The 18,610-nt window shown below is 55.3% G+C and carries 16 protein-coding genes; 3 read left to right on the forward strand and 13 right to left on the reverse strand.

Going from position 1 to position 18,610, the window contains the following annotated elements; all coding sequences use genetic code 11:
• The first annotated feature begins 16 nt into the window (after window positions 1-16).
• Complete coding sequence (locus tag AC3IUF_RS11025; RefSeq protein WP_042704991.1) at window positions 17-601, forward strand: hypothetical protein; 585 nt, start codon at window positions 17-19, stop codon at window positions 599-601.
• 349 nt (window positions 602-950) lie between these two features.
• Here AC3IUF_RS11025 and AC3IUF_RS11030 read toward each other — a convergent pair whose 3' ends face one another.
• Window positions 951-1,760, reverse strand: a complete 810-nt coding sequence (locus tag AC3IUF_RS11030) for a glycosyltransferase family 2 protein (protein ID WP_489281023.1) — start codon at window positions 1,758-1,760, stop codon at window positions 951-953.
• 224 nt (window positions 1,761-1,984) lie between these two features.
• Between AC3IUF_RS11030 and AC3IUF_RS11035 the strand changes: the two genes are divergently transcribed.
• Window positions 1,985-2,803, forward strand: a complete 819-nt coding sequence (locus tag AC3IUF_RS11035; protein WP_489281024.1) for a VanW family protein — start codon at window positions 1,985-1,987, stop codon at window positions 2,801-2,803.
• 51 nt (window positions 2,804-2,854) lie between these two features.
• On the forward strand, window positions 2,855-3,829 hold the full coding sequence (locus tag AC3IUF_RS11040; RefSeq protein WP_489281025.1) for a tetratricopeptide repeat protein: 975 nt from the start codon (window positions 2,855-2,857) through the stop codon (window positions 3,827-3,829).
• Window positions 3,830-3,899: 70 nt separating this feature from the next.
• Here AC3IUF_RS11040 and AC3IUF_RS11045 read toward each other — a convergent pair whose 3' ends face one another.
• From AC3IUF_RS11045 to glcF, 12 genes are all read right to left on the reverse strand, one after another.
• On the reverse strand, window positions 3,900-4,925 hold the full coding sequence (locus AC3IUF_RS11045) for a hypothetical protein (protein ID WP_007919497.1): 1,026 nt from the start codon (window positions 4,923-4,925) through the stop codon (window positions 3,900-3,902).
• 124 nt (window positions 4,926-5,049) lie between these two features.
• On the reverse strand, window positions 5,050-5,424 hold the full coding sequence (locus AC3IUF_RS11050; protein WP_414894094.1) for an SMI1/KNR4 family protein: 375 nt from the start codon (window positions 5,422-5,424) through the stop codon (window positions 5,050-5,052).
• Between the two features lie 235 nt (window positions 5,425-5,659).
• Entirely contained in the window at window positions 5,660-5,947 is a 288-nt protein-coding gene (locus tag AC3IUF_RS11055) for a barstar family protein (RefSeq protein WP_489281026.1), read from the reverse strand.
• A 6-nt stretch (window positions 5,948-5,953) separates the two neighbouring features.
• Window positions 5,954-6,277 carry a ribonuclease domain-containing protein gene (locus AC3IUF_RS11060; protein WP_489281027.1) on the reverse strand — a complete coding sequence of 108 codons (324 nt, stop codon included), beginning with the start codon at window positions 6,275-6,277 and terminating at the stop codon, window positions 5,954-5,956.
• 200 nt (window positions 6,278-6,477) lie between these two features.
• The gene (locus tag AC3IUF_RS11065; protein ID WP_414894093.1) at window positions 6,478-6,789 is read right to left on the reverse strand and encodes a hypothetical protein; all 312 of its coding nucleotides are present in this window, start codon (window positions 6,787-6,789) and stop codon (window positions 6,478-6,480) included.
• A 140-nt stretch (window positions 6,790-6,929) separates the two neighbouring features.
• On the reverse strand, window positions 6,930-7,349 hold the full coding sequence (locus AC3IUF_RS11070; RefSeq protein WP_007919503.1) for a HEAT repeat domain-containing protein: 420 nt from the start codon (window positions 7,347-7,349) through the stop codon (window positions 6,930-6,932).
• A gap of 13 nt (window positions 7,350-7,362) precedes the next feature.
• Window positions 7,363-12,156 carry an RHS repeat-associated core domain-containing protein gene (locus AC3IUF_RS11075; protein WP_489281028.1) on the reverse strand — a complete coding sequence of 1,598 codons (4,794 nt, stop codon included), beginning with the start codon at window positions 12,154-12,156 and terminating at the stop codon, window positions 7,363-7,365.
• Window positions 12,156-12,893: a DUF4123 domain-containing protein gene (locus tag AC3IUF_RS11080; RefSeq protein WP_489281029.1), complete on the reverse strand. Its 738-nt coding sequence runs from the start codon at window positions 12,891-12,893 to the stop codon at window positions 12,156-12,158. Before AC3IUF_RS11080 ends, AC3IUF_RS11075 begins: the two co-directional genes overlap by 1 nt.
• Window positions 12,883-14,925 (reverse strand): type VI secretion system Vgr family protein, encoded by a 2,043-nt coding sequence (locus AC3IUF_RS11085; protein ID WP_489281030.1) that lies wholly within the window; start codon window positions 14,923-14,925, stop codon window positions 12,883-12,885. Before AC3IUF_RS11085 ends, AC3IUF_RS11080 begins: the two co-directional genes overlap by 11 nt.
• Before the next feature lie 131 nt (window positions 14,926-15,056).
• Window positions 15,057-15,572, reverse strand: coding sequence for an Hcp family type VI secretion system effector (locus AC3IUF_RS11090; protein WP_007919523.1), 516 nt, complete (start codon window positions 15,570-15,572; stop codon window positions 15,057-15,059).
• A gap of 361 nt (window positions 15,573-15,933) precedes the next feature.
• Window positions 15,934-17,301, reverse strand: a complete 1,368-nt coding sequence (hglS, locus tag AC3IUF_RS11095) for a 2-oxoadipate dioxygenase/decarboxylase HglS (protein WP_489281031.1) — start codon at window positions 17,299-17,301, stop codon at window positions 15,934-15,936.
• An 88-nt stretch (window positions 17,302-17,389) separates the two neighbouring features.
• Window positions 17,390-18,610 carry a glycolate oxidase subunit GlcF gene (gene glcF, locus AC3IUF_RS11100; RefSeq protein WP_489281032.1) on the reverse strand — a complete coding sequence of 407 codons (1,221 nt, stop codon included), beginning with the start codon at window positions 18,608-18,610 and terminating at the stop codon, window positions 17,390-17,392.

Genomic DNA, 18,610 nt, shown 5'->3' on the forward strand with positions numbered 1-18,610 from the left:
AGGGAAAGTAATGCATATGAAGCTCGACGCACTGGCCAAGGCCATCACCCTCGCAACCGTACTGTCCGCCACCAGCTTCGGCGCCCTGGCTGCCGATATTCCGCTGTCCGCCACTGTTGAAGCCGATCAGGTCACCACCAAAGTGATCTCCGTCGATGCCGCCAACCATCAGGTTGTGCTCGAAGGTGCCGAAGGCAAGCCGGTTCATGTTCAGCTCAGCGACAAGGCGAAAAACCTCGCCAATCTCAAGGCCGGCGATCAGGTCAACATCCAGGTACAGCGTTCCGTCGCCGCCTACCTCGATACCGATGTGGATAAAGGTCTGCCTGGCACCACCGAACGTACCGGTGAGCTGCGTAAGGCTCCGGGCAGCGATAACCCCGGCGGCGAAGCGTACCGTCAGGTTCAGGTGCAATTGAAAATCACCAAAATTGATTTGAAGACAAATCAGGTGACCCTGCAAAACCCGGCGGGCGTGTCGAAAGTTCTCGACGTGAAAAAGCCTGAAATCCAAGCCAAACTGAAAGATCTGAAAGAAGGGCAGAGCGTTATTGTCACTTACACCGATATCTTGAAAGTGACCAGTCAACACGAAAGTTGAGCTTTAACTCTACAAGATGACTGCTCTTGTACAGTTTTTGTATTAGAGTAGTCATACTATTAGTTTGGATTGACCTCATTGAAAGTTTCATGAAAGGAATCGTCGATAAATATCTATTAACGCTTTCGTACATAAATTTCATATTCAAGAATGAGGACATAAGCGCCAACTTCTATTAAAATCCTTCCCGTTCGCCCAGTGTCAGGGCTCTTTACCGGTGCATGGATTGCCAGGCCATTACACTGGGCGAACACCTCTTCGGAGTGGATGTATACAATTTCTGCAAACAAAAAGGGCGACTTTATAGTCGCCCTTTTTGTTTGCAGTGAATTAGACCGAGGTGTGCGCTTCAGCTTTGTCTCGCTGCCCCTTGAAAGCGCTTCAGCGTCGCCTGATACATTTTCGTCCTGCGGTGATTTTTCCCGTAGGTGCCCGCCGCCGCGACGGTACCTGCCTGAATGTGATCCAGATAGCTGAAAATCTTGCGCGGTGATAGAAACTTGATGCCATAACCCAGGCTGCTCATTCGATCTTGCAACGTGTAGCCGGGTACGAGGTCATCCATGCAGAAGTGCAGGCCTTGGGACTTCATCAAGCGCGCATTCCACAATGTGCAGAAACTTTTCAGATGCGTTTCTTTGTACGGCCTTGGCATTTTCGAACGCATACCCAGACGCACTTTTGCTTTACGAACATAGTGCTTGCAGAAGCGCGAAGTTAGACGCCAAGTGTCACGAACAATCCCGCGATTGAGTTGTTCGACACAACCGACTGCAGCCATGTCCGGCGTTTTCGTGCATTCGCGCATCATCATGGCAAACACCTCTTTGTCGTAGACAAAGGTGTCGGTGTGCAACAGAAACAGATAATCGGTGTCGACTTTTTCCAGTGCCAGATCCAGTGCCTTGCCATGCGCAATATGCCCGGCTTCCTTGCCCGGCGAAGGCCGCTCGATCAAGTTGATCCAGTCGAGCGAGCGCAAGTAATCCAGGCTGGCATCCGCCGAATCGTTATCCACCACCCACACCGGAATGCGTTGCTCCTGAACGTGCTCACGCAAAAGCTCAAGGCACATTCGGGTGATGTCCGGGGTTTTGTAATTTACCAAGACAAGGCTGAAATTCGACGCTGGCTGGGTTGGTAAATCAAACGCTTTCATGTCGGAAGGGCTCATCTGCGATTCAAAGGCAACAGGGTTTCTTGGCCGCGATCGTAGCGAGGCAACCTTAGTCGAACCTTAATTTGCGGATGTGACGGTAGATGTATGCCGAAGGGAGACCGCTGGTCTTATGAAATGCATGGGGTGCTGCCTGTCATTACCGGATAAAATGCGCGCCCCTCTCGCGGTTCAAGGAAGAAACGGCGCACGCCGTTGTGTCACGGATGAAACCACTTTCCCTCTACCACCCGGCCTTGTACTGGCTGCGCGTGTGGCAAAAAAGACTGTTCCGCCAGATTGCCTGGCGCTGTTCCAGCAAACGCTACGCACGCCCCGTCGCCACGGCCGAGCGCATGCCATATCGCTACCTCAAACACACCTCGAAACTCATGCGCAAACTCGGCGACTCCGACCTCGCCCTGCAACATAACAAAGTCATCAACCTCAAACTCGCCGTCGCCGCCATCGACGGCGTCATCATCGCCCCCGGCGAACACTTCTCCTTCTGCCGCCTCGTCGGCCGCCCGACGTTGAAGCGCGGCTACGTTGAAGGCATGGAACTGTCCTTCGGTGAGGCACGACGCGGGGTAGGCGGTGGCATTTGCCAACTGAGCAACCTGATCCACTGGATGGCGATTCATTCACCGCTCGTGGTGGTCGAGCGCTCCAACCACAGCTTCGACCCGTTTCCGGATGAGGGGCGGGTGCTGCCGTTCGGGTCTGGGGCGGCGATTTTCTATAACTACGTTGATCTGGTGCTGCACAACCCGACGGATCGGCACTTTCAGCTGAAGTTGAACGTCGGCGAGACACAACTCGAAGGGGAGTTGTTGTGTGATCGGGTGAGGGAATATCGCTATCACGTGTTTCAAGAGGCGCATCGGTTTGTGCGGGAGGGGGCAAGGGTGTATCGGGAGAATGAGATTTGGCGGGAGGTGCGGGAGAAGGGGCAGGTTGGGGAGTTGGTCGAGAGGGTGAGGTTGTATCGGAATCGGGTGGTGGTTAAGTATGAGGTGGACGAGCGGATGTTCGAAGCGAGCTAGTATTTTCCGCAAGGTTTTCGTTGGATTTTTTAAGCCACAAGGAAGTAACAAATGATCAACCGTGTCAAAACTGTCGGTACGGCGGGCACTGCGCTTTTTTCAATGTTCATCGCCTTTAATACCTGGGCACAAGCGCCGCGTGACTTTTATGAAGGGATGAAGGCAGGCAAATGCTCACCGAATTCGGAGCGTCTGCATGAGCTGGCAGTTGCAGGCGATCTTGACGCGCAGACGCAGTTTGGCAAAGCCATTGAAGAGAACCTCTGCGGGGTGGTTGAGCAGTGGTCACCGGGCATGCCGGAAGTGTGGTTTCGCAAAGCTGCAGAGCAAGGTAATGCTGAAGCGCAAGTCGGATTGGCTGAGGAACTTCGTTGGGATCGAAGCGTTGAGGGTGAAGACGCAAGTGTTTACTGGGATTTGAAAGCTGCGGAGCAGGGGAACGCCAAGGCCCAGTTCAGTTTGGCGCAGATTTACCATCGCGGTGGCCGATCGATCAAAAATCTCAAGGACATGGACAAAGCATTAGCGTACTACCACCAATCCGCCGAAGGCGGATATCCCTCAGCCTACATGCTGCTGGCTAGCCTTTATGAGAAAGGGGACGGAGTTACACAGGACGATGTTGTTGCCGCTCAGTGGTATCGCAAACTGGCTGAAACCGGTGACGACTACGGACAGCTTCACCTCGCGGAAATGATCGCCGATGGACGTGGTGTGGACAAGGATGAAGCGCTGGCTTTTACCTGGTTCGGCAAGTCGGCTGCGCTCGGCAATAAGTACGCGCAGTATGAAATGGCGCAAATGCTTGAACAGGGGCGAGGCACCGTAAAAAACCAACGTGAAGCAGCCAAGCTTTACCGCAAGTCTGCGGATGCCGATTTTGGCAACGCGCAGTTGGCGCTTGGGAAAATGTACGCGCAAGGACGTGGCGGTTTGCCAAAAAGCAAATCCAAGGCCGAGTACTGGATGCTCAAAGCAATTGATCGTGGTGCTCCGGGAGCTAAAGAAGAGCTGCAAAAGCTTTGATTTAAACGGGGAGAATATATTGATTTAAAAGAGGGCGATCATGGGGTCGCCCTTTTTTTATTTGGATAAATCAGACTTCTTGTCGCCAAGCAGAGAGTGTGATCACTGTGCCTTCGTCTTTTCTATTACTGATTTCAATCTTGTAGGTTCCGCCACCAATATAGCCTTCAACGAGTGCCTTTCTCTGGTTGCCGCTGATTTCGGCATCCTTCGCATGCTGCTGATAGAAGTCGATGACGTCTGCGTACTCTGTAAAAGTCCGGAGAATGACTTCGAACTCATGTCGTGGACGGCCGGCTATTTTGTCCCAATCACCTTCAATCGGCGTGCCCTCCATCCCCGGCGTCGTGAAAACACCGTGGGCGCCAGCACCTATCAGGTGAGCCCGCTGCGGAAGCATCGCCAGCATGGCTTTGGGAAAGTCGGAAGGTAACTGTGCCGCTGTCCACGCTCCCTGTTCCGGTTTGGTTGCAGCGTATTCAACGCTGGCAATTTTCTGCGCGTTGGCTCGGCGTTCCGGATCATCACTTTCCGCCCATATCGCCATCATCGGAGGCAGTTGTTTACTCCAGCCGATCAAAGATTCGGCATCAGCTTGTTTAGCGCCTTGCGGTTGGAAAATGGTCAGCACGGTTTGCGGGGCATCATTACAGGTCAAAGCTTCCTCACGCGACTTGACCGTGCAGTGGCCATTGACCAGCCCGACAGCGACCAACTGGCCCTTGTCGTTAAGCAACAATGCGCCGCGCTCAAACCCATTGTTGCCATCATCCATGGCAGTAATCATTTTGCTGCCGGCAGGCACACCGTCCGCAAACGTCGACATTTCCGAATCAAGCGCTTCCAGAACTTGCTGCACAATCATTGTGTTGTCGTTGGTATAGCTACCGGTCTGATAGCCAAAAAAATCAACCAGTGCAGAGCGCACCGCGGGATCCTGATTGAGCTTTGGCGCGCGTTCTGCGGCGGGTTCGTTTGAAAGTAACAGGGCAGTGGTGCCGTCGGGGCGTTGTTCGGAGCGAAGGGACAGTGCATTCGCATTGAGGGAGAAGGTGAGGGCGAGGAGGATGGAAAATGGGCGATTCAGGCGTTTCAAGGCTACAGTCCTTTGATTGTTCAGTCCGGGGGAGTAGAGGTTAAACAACGAGATTTCTCAGGGGCTGCCTGCGGTTCTCTCGTTTTTTCTAAAGCAAATACCAGGCTTGTCGGGATTAAAGTTTTTAGTCCTCGTTGAGCCACTCGGCATTTTGCACCATGGCTTCTTCTAGCCACTTATCGAAGCTAGCGTAAGTGGCGTGAAGTTCCCAACCCTCTGACGCATAAGCATGAATTATCAACACATGGGGCTGCCCAGAAAAATCATCCCCATCAAAACATGCGATGTCATCATTCGCGTTGAATTTGGCAAATGGGATCAATGTGCGTTCTGGATAAAGCTGTTTGAGTGTTTTGTACCAGTTGTTGATTGTACCTTCGTTGTATACCAGCAGCCACCAAGGCTCGATGTCTGTTTCTGGTTCAATGGATGCAAAATGCAGGAAGTTTGTAGGGTATGGGTAGGCTGGTAGGCCTTCGATGTTAAGATGGATTTGCATAAGTAATTAATCAGGAGAAAACCAGGTTTAGAATGCGGAAAGATTGATGGCCGTTCGGGGTAGACCACCGTCAGACAAAATAAATCTGTCCCCTTTTTTGTATTGTCACTTTGTCTCTTGTGGTCCCCTTTTTACAGTGGGTTCCGTCGAAAGAATTAGAGGCTCTCTATGTTATTCAGGGACAGACCACTTTCAGACAAAATAAAACGTGGTCTGCTCCCCGTTTACAGCTTTACTATTTCAGTTGGTAACTAAGTTTCTCATCCAGTCCAAAGTTTTCATCTTGAGTTTTGACTCGATCAAGAATAATTAATATTTTTCTATATGAGTCGCCCATTCGTTCTTCTGAATGTTTTGATTTTGTCCAAATTAATTCAATTGGGCGCTCTACATCGGTGCTGAGTAGATCCCAAAGCGCATTAAGATTATTTCCATAGTATTGAGTAACAGAAAAAGCAGACGCTATCCGCTTATGGAACTCTTGCTCAGATGAGATGGACAATCCATCAAGCTCAACTATCATTTTGATTTACTTCCACTTTCCAATAGGGGTAACAGTTTCGTAATGATCACTAGTTATGTAAAGGAGTCCGTCATCTGAGTAGAGTTGCCTGGTCCCCGGCTGATTGCTCCGCGACATCGTGTTATTGAGACCGACGTCAGCTTCATACCAGGTTCGGCCGGGGGCTGAAGGAAGTACGTTTGTATCGTTGTAAAAAACATCACCGCCTAGCTGCCCGCCAGGAACGCTATTGTTGACTGCTTTACCTTTTTTCCATCCGCTTTGTGTTGCCTGAGCTTTTGTAACGTAATTTGGGGGAAGATCACCAGTAATGGTACAGGGACAGATCACGTTAAATAGCGAGAAAGAGGAGAGTTTCCAAAGGGCAGATTATAGATGCAAAAAAAAGAAACCGTGGTCTGTCCGCCGTTTACGCATTGGTAGGCGTTGGCAGATTTCACATAGACACGATTGTTTTCCTGCTTGGATTACACCATCACTTCGATGCCAGTTGAGCCCTGCCTGCTGGTGTAATACCGAACTCGAGTTGGTCAAAACATTATTGTATCTACGTTGCCAATGTGTGCTGTTAATTTTTCACGGAAATCCGTTTCGCTGGTGAAGTTAGTGTTGTCAATCATGTTAAGGAACCAAGTCGCGTCTAAAGCTGTGAATATTTCAAGCCATTCTGGTCTTTTAGCTTTCGAATCAGGCATGTCGTTCGCGGCAAAGCCGTGGCCTTTGCCTTCGGATAAATAAAGATAGTTATCTGCGAAGGAGTAGCCTATAACCTTTGGCCAGTTTGAGCTATGCGGGAGGTTTGGCTCCATATCCTTGCTAGCAATCACATGAAAAGTTCTCATTTTTTTTCCGGAAGTACGTCGAGTTTGTAGAAGTTTACTTTTTGCCTATCTAGATGGAGTTGTTGTGCTCCGCCATCGCCATATTTTCCAGATTACCTTCAGAAAAAGAAAACGTGGTCTGTCCCCGATACAATTGGTATTTAATCATGGTTCTTGGTTTTTTTTAGTAGGCTTGCAAGCTCTGGATAAGAATCCACCTCTTCCGGTGGAAGTAGATCTATGATTTTTTGTATTTTCCCCGCGTATTCTTGTTCAATCGCTGCTTCTGTCCAGTCTAATTCCGATGCCGCAGCGATAGTTACCTCGGGAAAATTCGAGTCAAGGAGTGCTTTTAAAATCTCTATTGCATCATGAGATCGTAGTTCTCCGAGCGCAGCAGTACTTCGTTCTTGCCAATACTCCTCTTTTGAAAGAATAGTTTCTCGAAGAAGTTTCCAGTCTTCGGAGTCAAATTTTCGCAAAACCCCCTGGGCTACCTGCTCGGTAATGTACTCATTCCAATTCGAGTCTTCATTCTGGCCAAGCCAGTAATTGTATTCATCGTAAGTCTTGCTAGTCATTTTTTATCTCTACTTAGATCGGTGGTGACATAGGTGCGTCGCCCGCCGGGAATGAAGATGTCACGACGCCATTGTCTTTCAACACCTGCCACTGAACACCATCAACCGTTTTGGTGTGTAGAGTGGTCGTAACTCCGTCAACATCGCGCATGAGTACACCCGGTGTTGCGGCTACTTCATCCGTAACCCAAAGTATCTTATCGTTACTCCAAGTTTCCGGCGCTAGTGTGTGTTTCCCTCCTTTTTTGGCCGACATGCCGACGGTACCGTCTTTTCGTTCAAGAATCATTTTGAAATCTTCGACTTTTATCGTGCCGTCCGGGTTTTTCTGCAATACGGTCATCTGGTGCTTAGGGGACTTCAGTACTTCAGAGGAGTGTCCGCCAATTGGTTTATTACTGTTCGGACTACGTGTGCCGAACAGAATCTTGTCTTGCATCTGGGCGGGCAGTGCTCCAGCGTATGGGCGATTATATAGATCAGGTGGTGCTCGACCTTCGTCGTGTTCAGCCTTTTCCGAATCATCCGCCTTCTTACCTTTAGTTTCATCTCCAGGCGGGCAAGAATTCAACCCCAACGGATCCACCCACCCCGTAGGGTTCGGCACGTACTGGTAGCTATTCAACCCACCCGCAAGTTTGATCGGATCCGGCGTCAAAAACCGTCCAGTCCCCGGATTGTAGTAGCGGTGGCGGTTGTAATGTAACCCCGTCTCGGCATCGAAATACTGACCCTGGAACCGCAACGGGTTATCGATCTCGCTGACGTCCAGCGCAGCGAGATTACCGTAGGCTCGGTACTTCGCCGACCACATGATTTCACCGCTGTAGTCGGTGAGCTCCTGCGGTGTGCCGAGGTGGTCGAGTTGATAGTAAAACGGCGTAGCCTTGCGCGGGCCTTCGCCATCGAGCATCGCCAGTGGACGGAAGCTGCCCGGTTCGTAGATGTAGCTGCGATAGCGGTTTTCAGCGCTTTCTGCGATCAGGCGTTCACCTTGCCAGAGGAATTCGGTGGTGTGCCCGTCGACGGTTTTTTCGATACGGCGGCCAAAGGCGTCGTATTTGTAGCTCGCGATGCTTCCACCCGGCAGGCTGACACCGACGAGGCGGTGCTGACAGTCGTAGCGGTATTCGGTGACGAGTTTCTGGCCGGCGCCGCGACGCTCGCGAATCAGATTGCCGTAGGTGTCATAGTCGTAATGGCGGTCACCCTGCATCAGCAGGCGGTTGCCTTTGACGTTGGCGAGGTTTGCTGTGCCTTCATTGCTTTGGCCCAGCAGGTTGCCCGCCGGGTCATGGGCGAAGCTTTCCGGAGTAGCACCGCGCACGCTGACGAGTCGATCGAGCGGGTCGTAGTGGTAGCTGCGGTTGCCTTTGCGGCTGTCATCGATACCCGCGAGATTGCCATTGGCGTCGTAGTTATAACGACGCTGGAAGAGGCTCTTGTCTCGCTGGCCGACGGTGTGTGCTTGCAGGCGGCCTTGCTCGTCATACTGGTATTGGCTGAGCAACAAACCTTGCTGACGTTTTTGTTCGCGCCCAGCACTGAACTGGTGAGAGGTCAGGCGTGAGCCGTTGAGGTCGATGCTGCTCAGTTGCCCGCCGGGTTGGTGACGGTAATCGAGTTTGCTGCCGTCAGGGAGGCGGCAGTGTTTGAGCTGGCCGACGCTGTCGTATTCATAGCGCAGGGTGCCCCAGCCTTGGTGTTCTTCGATGAGGCGGTCTTGCAGGTCGTATTTGTAGGCGAGCGGCCAGTGGCCGTCGTCGACGTTAACGAGGCGACCGAGGGCGTCGTAGCTGTAATGGATTTCTTCGCCATCGGCCAGGGTTTTCACCAGCAGCCGGCCAGCAGCGTCGCGCTGATACTCAGTGACCAGTTCACTGCCATCGTCGCCGAACTCGGTTTTCTTCAGCAGTTGACCGTTGAGATCATACTCGTAAGCCGTACGACGACCGTCGAAACCGGTTTCCTGCTGGATCAGGCCGTTGGCGAAGTAATCGAGGCGGTATTGCTCGCCGCGCTCGTTTTCGATTTCAGTCAGCAGCAGACGCGAGTTGTCATAGCGATAGCGCAGTTGGCTGCCGTCCGGATTGATGCGGCGGCTGACCAGATGCAGGTTGTCGGCGTATTCGTACCGAGTGATGCGGCCGAGTTCATCGCGTTCAGCGGTGACATTACCGTAGGCGTTATAGGTAAACGCACGGGTTGCACCGCCCGGCAGTGTGACTTGGGCGAGGCGATTGGCTGCGTCCCACTGGTATTGGGTTATGGCGCCGGACTCTTCCTGGCGGGTGATCTGCCGACCCAGCGCGTCGTAGCGATACTTGCGCTGACCGCCATCGGGCAGGCGTTCTTCCAGCAACTGGCCGAGGTTGTTCCAGCCGAGTTGATGGCGACTGCCGTCCGGGTGGCGAATCTCCAGCAGACGGCCCTGAGGATCGTAGCTGTAGAGCGTGGCATTGCCGTCCGGATCGATTTGCCGGGTGATATCGCCCTGACGGTTGCGTTGGTACTTCCAACTGGCTTTTCCGCGATGAACATCACTGACGAAGCCGTTGATGTATTCGTACGTTGTGGCTTCGTCTTCCGGCGGGATGACGGCAGTCATCAAGCCGTTGTCGTCGTACCGGTATTCGGTGACGGCGCCCAACGGGTCCTTTTCCGCGATCAATTGGCCTTTGTCGTTGTAGGCCTTGAGATGCTCGGCACCGTCCGGGTCGATCTTGCTGATCAGTCGCGCCTGATCATCGTGGGTGTACACCTCCTCGCTGCCGTCGGCGTTAGTGACAGTCACGCTGCCTTTGTCATCCCAGGCGTAGTGCGCTTCCATCTGCGAGAAGTTGGCCCAGTGATGTGTGCAACGAGACAGTTTGCCTTCGTTCTCCCACTCCCAGTAGAAAGCAGCGCCGCCCGCCAGTTGCCGCTCGAGAATGACGTGCTGTTCGTTGTAGCGATAATGTTCGGCTTCACCGGCTGCGTTCTTCGCCTCGATCAGACGATGCTGGGTGTCATAGCAGTAGGTGACCAGCGTCTGCACCGTATTCCAGGCGTCTTCCAGATTGTCCGCGGGCAGGAACTGCTGATAGTCGACCGCGACAATGTGTTTGCGGTCGTAACGTAGAAGCAGGGCGCGACCGGCGCCATTGTCGAGGCGTTTGATACGACCATGGATATCGCGTGTGACGTGCAGTCGATTGCCATAGTTGTCGCTAATGGCGATCAGCGTGGCGCCTTTGCTGTTAAAGCGGAAGTGGTAGATCGATGGACGCTTGCCGGCTTGGGCTAGAACTAGTTCCGATGGGTCGTCACCGAGAAAAATGGCGGCTTTTGAAAGGCTGTTGGTGATCGCGGGACGTTGTTCACTCGGGAGCGGGAAGGGCGTTGCGCGGTTTTCGTGGTCGGTCCAGATGACTTCATCGCCATTGATATCAATACGATGAGCCAAGGCATGGCTCCAGCCATAACCCAGCCCGCAATCAATTTCCACGGCACTGGTTCTGTAGAGACGCGTCCACTCAAACGGCAGTAGCCCGTCGAGTTGACCGTCGGTCAGCGTCAACAACTCTTCACCGGTCACCATCGAAACCGGGCACCCGTTAGTGCAAGTCTCGGCGGCAGCCTCTGCACTTTTGTCGGCAGGTGTCTTCGCTTGCTTGGAAGCATCGTCAGCTATTTTGCCATCCGCGAGTTTCGCGTTTTTCTTCCCATCAAAACGCAACTCGGAAATTCCGTTTCTCACCTTGGCTGTCACACCCCGCGCCGCAACAGCGGTGTATTTCGCGACGTATTCCATAAAGCCATTGATGATCTTGAACAGCGACTTCACAAAACCGACGACGGCGTTGATGACAAGTTCACCGTATTTCTTCAGTCGGGCAGCGAGGTAGAGAACCCCGGTACCTTCAGCCGCAATGGTCAATACCACGCCGATGACGATGTCGATGGCGATACCGACGACCATTGCCGTGGTCATCTTCGCGATGTCGCCTGCCATCTTCATTGGCGGCAACCCTGCGAGCCAGATCACGGCGCTTCGTACCAGCAGGAACAATGCTGCTTCATCGCTGGCCAGTAACATGGCCTTTTTCATGACGTCCGGTGTGCTTTGGGCGATATCGATTAGCTTTTGTGCGCCAGCACCGAGATCATCTTTGAATTTTCCCGGGTCCTGTAGGATGTCGAGCACCTGATTGATGCCATCCCACACACCCTTGATGGCCTCCCAGCCACCTTCAAGAATGCCGGTACCAATCGCCATTGCAGTGCCCGAGGTGGAAAGGTTCGACCATTGCGGTTTGAAACCTGCCCATTCCTTACGCAGAAAACCTTCCAGGTCAGCTGTCACGCCGCTGTAAGAGCTGAACAGCGCATCGATCTGCGCTGGTGTTACTTCGTTATGAACGCGGATCTCGTAGAACTTGCCCGGGATGCCTCCGGTCCAGGAGGCTTTGCCTTGTGCGTCGAGTTTGACCTTGCTGACTGCACCACCTTCCACGGCCACGATTTCGACTTCGATATCGCCTACCGGAATGTCGTAAACCGACTCGAATTTACTCTCGATCAGCAACGGTCCCTTGAGCGGGCACTGAGCCACGTTCGAAGTGAAATTACCGTCGGTCATGCTCACCGCTTTGCTGGTGCCACCAACCTTGATCACTCGCTCCATACCTAGCAGGGAGGGCAAGTCAGCGGCTCGACTGGCCTTGTCGGCAGCCCGCGCATACCAGGTTTTGGTTTGTTCCTGATACAGCTTCAGACTGTCCTTGAAGGTGTTCAGTTGGTTGTCAACAAAGGCAACGCGATCCATCAGCCTTGCTCCAGAATCAGGTGATTTAACAGTGCTTCTTTAAGGTTTTTTGGTGCGTCCGGACGGCGCACGAAACGGCTGATCTTCAGCTTCAGGTTGTTCTCTGGCCAGGCGGTATAAATGTCTGGTCGGTCTTCTTCCAGCCACTGCATCAAGTTGTTGATCAGCGTCGTCGGATTTTCCTTGGCCAAGCCATCCAGTAACGGCTTCGGCACCTCCCACCACGGCCAATCCTTTACCTTCGGCACAACCCGCGTCCCAACCTCCAGCGACTGCCCATTAATCAGATACCGCTCAAACATCGGCAGCACTTCCCCAGCCTTCTCCCCCAACCCATGCAGAATCGGATAGATATGCCGCCCATCCCAAAACCGGAAAAACACCTCGGTCCCATCCGGCATCTTCACCTGCGTCAGGCTGCGCAGATGCTCGAACACTTCGTTCGGTTCGGAACGCGACACCGCCAGCCAGCCCCAATCGAGGGCATCGGTTTCAGCGATCCACGGCAGGAACGCGGAATTGGCTTTGAGCTCGGTGACGTAGGGCATCACCGGTTGCCAGGTGGAGTAGGGCGTGCCGCCCCATATCGGGATGAGCTGGGCGGTGGGTTCGGTCAGGTAGAGATTTTTCAGCGCGTCGGAATCACTCGCCGCACTAATAACCAGATACAAACGCTCGCCAGTCTGCAACGGCTGTTGCGCCAGCCAATCCTTGGGCGTAATTCGATCAGATGGCACAGGCACCTGCCTTGCATTTTTCGCATTCTTCGCAGAACGGCGCGTTACGTTTGAGGGTGTTGATCTGGGCCGGGGTCAGGACCTGACCGGCCTTGTCGGCGTCGGCCTGTTTCAGGATGCCGGGCATCAGCGGGGCGGCGCCGGTGCCGCTGCCGGGGCTGCCGCCGGAGTTCATGTTGATCACCGGGCCGCTCAGGGTCACGCCGCCGGCGTCGATCTTGATGAAGCTGCCGCCGCCGATCAGGGTCAGCTCTGCGCCTGCTTCCATTACCACCTTCATGCCGCTGCTGAGGTGGATTTCTTGCCCAGCGTCGATGAACTGGCCGGTGCCGATCTTGATGTGTTGGTTCACGCCGACGGTGAGGTGATCATTGGCGCGGGTTTCGACTTTGCGGTCGGCGTAGACGGTGTGGTGTTCTTCGGCCTTGAACTCGCTGTAGCTGTTCTTTTCGACGGTGTCGTGGCGTTCGTTGCCGACGCGGATTTTCTGGTCGTGCTCGATGTTTTCGTCCCAGTCGCGCTGGGCGTGCAGGTAGATCTGTTCCTGACCTTTTTTGTCTTCGATGCGCAGTTCGTTGTAGCCGCCACCGCCCATCGAGCTGAGGGTCTTGAAGGTGCTGCGGGTCTTGTTCGCCGGCAGCTCATACGGGACGGTGTTTTCCTTGTGGTACAGGCAGCCGCTGATCAGCGGTTGATCGGGGTCGCCTTCAAGGAAGGTGACCAGCACTTCCATGCCGATACGCGGGATGGCGATGCCGCCGTACTGGGCGCCGGCCCAGGCGCTGGAGACGCGCAGCCAGCAGCTGGTTTTGTCGTCGGCCTGGCCTTCGCGGTCCCAGTGGAATTGCACTTTGACGCGGCCGTACTCGTCGCAATGGATCTCTTCGCCTTTCGGGCCGGTGACCACGGCGCTCTGGCTGCCGAGGATGCGCGGTTTCGGGTGGCGCAGGGGCGGGCGATTCGGCACGTCCCACGGGGTGGCCTGGAAGCGGTTGCGGTAGCCCTGATGGAAATCGTCTTTCAGCGCAGTGGTGTCGCTGGTCACCGATTCTTCGAGGACTTGCGGCTGCTTGCCTTCGTGGAGGACTTCGGTCAGCAACCAGAGGTCGTTCCATTTGGCTTTCGGGTGCGCGGTCAGCGCGAGGAAGTGGCCGCTGACCAGCAGCGGTTGATCACTCTTGCCTTCAGCCAACTGGAAGTCGCTGCGATGACGTTCGAGGGCGCGTTTGGCCAGGTGTTTGCCGCGCTCGCGGTCGATGAAACGACCTGGGTAATCGTAGTCTTCGAGGTCGGGCAGGGCGTCGCCGCGGTTTTCGCTTTCGAGGGTGAGGCGCGGTTTTTCGAAGTCGTAATCGCGGCGGGTGGTGCGGCTGGTGCGGGTTTCCAGGCGCAGGTCGAAGCGCTTGATCACCGGGTCGCTGGCGACCATGCCGGAGTCTTGCTGATAGGCCACAGGCTTGAGTTTCGGGAACACCGTCTGGTCATCGCCGAATACCAGTTTGTGCGCCGTCGCCGTGTGCTCGAAGTGGTAGTGGATACCTTCTTCCTCGCACAGGCGCTGGATGAAATGCAGGTCCGATTCATCGTATTGCACGCAGTAGATGCGCTCGGGATAAATCGAACCGGTCTTGAATTCGTAGGCGTTGCTTTGGATACCGTGCTCTTCGAGAACCATGCCGATGATTTTCGGCACCGTGAGGTTCTGGAAGATGCGTTGATTGACGCGATGCGCCAGGTACGCCAGTTGCGGGCGCAGGGTCACTGAATAACGGGTCAGGCGTTTGCCCGAGTCACCTTGCGCGGCGCGGTAGATCTGGCCGTGGATGCCGCTGCCGTCGGGCGACAGTTGCAGGAAGGCCGGTTTGTGCAGCAGGGTTTCGAGGTCCAGCGACGGCTGCTCACTGACCAGCTCCACCTCGAAGACAAAAGGCTGGCTGATGGCTTCCCGACCGGTGAGGGTAAACACCTGGAAATCGGCGGAAAGACCTTCGATGGTCAGGGCAAAGTGGGTTTCATTGGCCGGCGCGAACATCCCTTGTTCCTCGTGCTGTACAGCGGCGTTCGTCGACGACCGCAAAGCGGCTCAACGTACGCGAAATTCTGGAGGGGCGTAAACAACATCGACCAGCAGAGCTGGCCGATGCTTGTAACGATCAGCCGTAATTAAACGACTGGAGCACGCCAGTCATCGGAACCCGAAGTACCGGATACTTCGTGGGTCCAGGTGATTTTACGGTAGGTGAACTGCACTTCTTCCAGGTGGGTGAAGTGCGAGTTGCCTGGATCCTGGCAGTTGTGCATTTTGTTGTTGATGGCGACGATGATCGCGTCTTCCAGTTTGGTGGTGTAGTAGTGCTCTTGGGTGCCTTGAGCAGAAGTACGGAACCACTGGATAACGATTTCGCTCATGCGCTCGCCGGAGGTCAGAGCTGCTTGCAGCAGAGGCGAAGCTTTGTCGTAGACCTTGGTGATCACAACTGGCTTGTGAACGCGCTGACCGGTTGGCTGACCGGATTGTGGGTCACGCGGGATGATCACGTCGTGGCTGAAAGCCTGAACCATAACCTGGTCTTCGTGGCCTTCTTGGTAGGTGTTGCCTACGGAGTCAGCGGTGAAAGCGCCTGCAGTGATCAGGCCTTGTTTTTCGCCGGTAACCGACATGTACGCTGGTGTTGCCATGGGGTGCTCTCCTTGCGGAATAATTTAAGGTGCCCGGGAGGCGAAATCGCCCGGTGGGTGCCTGACTGTTATCAAGGAGCGTGCCAACAATTGTGGCAGCCATACGGGCCGGGGTGTTTGACTGATTTTTCAGGCGCTTGTGCGAAATAAAGCGCTCGCCCAATGCAAAAGTGCGCAAGAAGTTGCGCAGTACTGCGCAACTTCTTGCGCACTTGGCTGCAGGCCTTGTGCGACGTGGCTCTCAGCGGTTTTATCAGGCTTTTTTACAAAACAAGTGCGCAACTTCTTGCGCACAATGGCCACACGCCATCATTTGGTCGAGGCGGCTGCTTAAAACTTTTAGATCAAAAGATCGCGCAAATTAGGTCAGACACTCATCGATCGAGCGCTGCTGCGTCGCGGCATACAACCCCAACTCATCAATGGTAGCGCGCCCCAGAGCCTGTTCGAAGGCCTGCCGATTGGAGTGCTCGCCATAGTGCGCCTGCGCCGCGTCCCCAAGGTTCGACTGAAAAATCCCCGCCGCACTCACCGGCAGGAAATCTTCGTACACCAACGGTTCCGCTTTCACATAACCATCGCGCAACAAGTCCTCCAGTGACGACTGTCCAAGCCCTACAGCAGCGAGACCTTTTTCCGTGGCGAAATAGCGAAAGTACGCCAACTCTTGTTCACGCATGCCTTCGACACTGTCAGGAAATTCGCCAAAGTGTTGAGCCATCAGCGCGTTGTAGCGTGCGGCATTGGCTTCGTTGGGGAAGTCACCGAGTTCATCGCGCGCGGCGTTGAGCAAGCGGTCGTACAGCGTCCGGCCTTTTGGCGTGAGTGCCGCGCCGCGCTGTTCGATTTCGCCGAAACGCGCGCTGTGACTGCCACGGGTCTGGTTCTGATCGGTGAAGGCGATCGGCTCGTCCAGCGCCTTGAAACTGGTCTGGCGCAAGAGGATCGGGCATTGCCGGCGCGGCGGGCCTTCGATGACGGCTTTTGGGGTGATGCCATGGGCCGGCATCTGTTCCTGCACGCTGTCGATGTCCAGCGTGCGCGGCGTCAGGTGGTTGATGTGCGGGCCTTTGAACGCCACCACGTCGGCGATCAAGCGGTGTTGGGCGCTTAAAGTCTGGTATTGCGCGGCAGTAACCGTGGCGCTGTGATGCCAGCGAAAGGTTTCCAGTGCCTGCAGGACGAATGCCTCGGCCTCGCTTTCATTCAGTCCGCCTGCGGTTTCAGCTTGCGCGATCAAGCGTAATGCCTCCGGGGTAAAGATCGAACGCTGGGCCAGCACGGATTCGGCGAAGGCGCGTAGCTGCGGATCTTCAATCAACTCCAGGCGCAACAACGACGTAAACACTCGAAACGGGCTGACTTGCAGCGCGTCCTCATGCACTGCGCGAAAAGCCGTGGAATGCACCGGTACGCCCGCCGGGGTCAGGTCGTAATAACCCACCGGCTGCATGCCCATCACCGCAAACAAGCGGGCGAGGGTGGCCAGTTCGGTGGCGGTGCCGACGCGGATGGCGCCATGGCGCTCCATGTCCAACCGTTGGATTTCGCCGGTGCTGTCGAGCTGGCGGGCGATGTCCGGCTGACGTGCAAGCACCTCGCGGTTGGTCTGCTCCACCAACTCCATCAGCGCGCCGTACAGCGGCACTTCTTCGCGGTACATGTCGGACATCGCTTTGGAGAAGCGTTGGCGGATCAGGTCGGGGCTGACGAACGGCTGCACGGTCATGAAAAAAATTCCTGCCACGGTCACGGAATGGATGAGTGAAAAGATCGCAGCCTTCTCGCACGCGGGCAAACGAAGAATCCTACGAACTTCATTCTGCCAACGACTGATCCACCAGTTCGATCCAGTGCATCACCCGCGTGCGTCCGGCACTGGCCAGATGGCTCTGGCAGCCAACGTTGGAAGTGACGATCAGCTCAGGGCGGCCACTCTCCAGCGCATTGAGGCGGTTGTCGCGCAGTTGCCGGGCCAGCACCGGTTGCGTCAGCGAATAGGTGCCCGCCGAGCCGCAGCACAAATGGCCGTCGGGCACGGCGGTGAGATTGAAACCGAGGCGCGTCAGCACAGCTTCCACCGCGCCGCCCAGTTTCAACGCGTGCTGCAACGTGCACGGGCAATGCACGGCAATCCGCCGTTCAGTGGCGGCGCAGATCTGTTCGAGCGGTTCCTGCGCGAGTATCTGCACCAGATCCAGCGTCCGCTCGCTGATTTCCCGGGCCTTGGCCGCATACACCGGATCGTTTTCCAGCAAATGCCCGTAATCCTTGATGAATGCGCCGCAACCGCTGGCGGTCTGCACAATCGCTTCGGCGCCGTTTTGCAGGTGCGGCCACCAGGCATCGATGTTCTGCCGCGCGCGGTCGAGGCCTTTGGCCTGCGCGTCGAGGTGATAGTCCAACGCGCCGCAACAACCGGCCTCGGCCACCGGGGTGACACTGATGCCCAAGCGATCCAGCACCCGCGCCGTGGCGTCATTGGTATTTGGCGACAACCCCGGTTGTACGCAGCCCTCAAGCAACAGCACCTGCCGGGCGTGGCGCGGGGCGGGTCGCAAACCGGAAAGCGGTAGATGCTGCGGTAGTTTGCTTTCAAGCAAGCGCGGCAGCAGCGGGCGAAACGTCGTGCCCACGCGCAACAAGCCTTTGAACAACCCGGGATTTGGCGCCAATGCGCGCAAGCCCTCACGTAACAGGCGTTGCGCCGCCGGACGCGGCACCGCGTGATCGACCACCGCGCGGCCAATGTCGAGCAGGTTGTGATAGTCGACGCCGGACGGGCAGGTGGTTTCGCAGTTGCGGCACGACAGGCAACGGTCCAGATGCAGTTGTGTCTGCGCCGTCGCGGGTGCGCCTTCGAGCACTTGCTTGATCAGGTAGATGCGTCCGCGCGGGCCATCAAGTTCATCGCCGAGCAACTGATAGGTCGGGCAGGTCGCATTGCAAAAGCCGCAATGCACGCAGGTGCGCAGAATCTTTTCCGCCTCGGCGGCGCGGGGCAGCTGTCGCGATTGTTCGCTGAGGGTGGTTTGCAT

This window comes from Pseudomonas sp. KH_040 (assembly GCF_057839305.1).

Bases quoted from the DNA above. Each gene is read 5' to 3' on its own strand.
- AC3IUF_RS11035 (WP_489281024.1), top strand. From the start codon at position 1,985: ATGAAACCACTTTCCCTCTACCACCCGGCCTTGTACTGGCTGCGCGTG.
- hglS (WP_489281031.1), bottom strand. From the start codon at position 17,301: ATGACCGTGCAGCCGTTCGTCAGCCCCGACCTGATCCGCCAACGCTTC.
- AC3IUF_RS11025 (WP_042704991.1), top strand. From the start codon at position 17: ATGAAGCTCGACGCACTGGCCAAGGCCATCACCCTCGCAACCGTACTG.
- AC3IUF_RS11050 (WP_414894094.1), bottom strand. From the start codon at position 5,424: ATGCAAATCCATCTTAACATCGAAGGCCTACCAGCCTACCCATACCCT.
- AC3IUF_RS11070 (WP_007919503.1), bottom strand. From the start codon at position 7,349: ATGACTAGCAAGACTTACGATGAATACAATTACTGGCTTGGCCAGAAT.
- AC3IUF_RS11030 (WP_489281023.1), bottom strand. From the start codon at position 1,760: ATGAAAGCGTTTGATTTACCAACCCAGCCAGCGTCGAATTTCAGCCTT.
- AC3IUF_RS11085 (WP_489281030.1), bottom strand. From the start codon at position 14,925: ATGTTCGCGCCGGCCAATGAAACCCACTTTGCCCTGACCATCGAAGGT.
- AC3IUF_RS11065 (WP_414894093.1), bottom strand. From the start codon at position 6,789: ATGAGAACTTTTCATGTGATTGCTAGCAAGGATATGGAGCCAAACCTC.
- AC3IUF_RS11090 (WP_007919523.1), bottom strand. From the start codon at position 15,572: ATGGCAACACCAGCGTACATGTCGGTTACCGGCGAAAAACAAGGCCTG.
- glcF (WP_489281032.1), bottom strand. From the start codon at position 18,610: ATGCAAACCACCCTCAGCGAACAATCGCGACAGCTGCCCCGCGCCGCC.
- AC3IUF_RS11055 (WP_489281026.1), bottom strand. From the start codon at position 5,947: ATGATAGTTGAGCTTGATGGATTGTCCATCTCATCTGAGCAAGAGTTC.
- AC3IUF_RS11075 (WP_489281028.1), bottom strand. From the start codon at position 12,156: ATGGATCGCGTTGCCTTTGTTGACAACCAACTGAACACCTTCAAGGAC.
- AC3IUF_RS11040 (WP_489281025.1), top strand. From the start codon at position 2,855: ATGATCAACCGTGTCAAAACTGTCGGTACGGCGGGCACTGCGCTTTTT.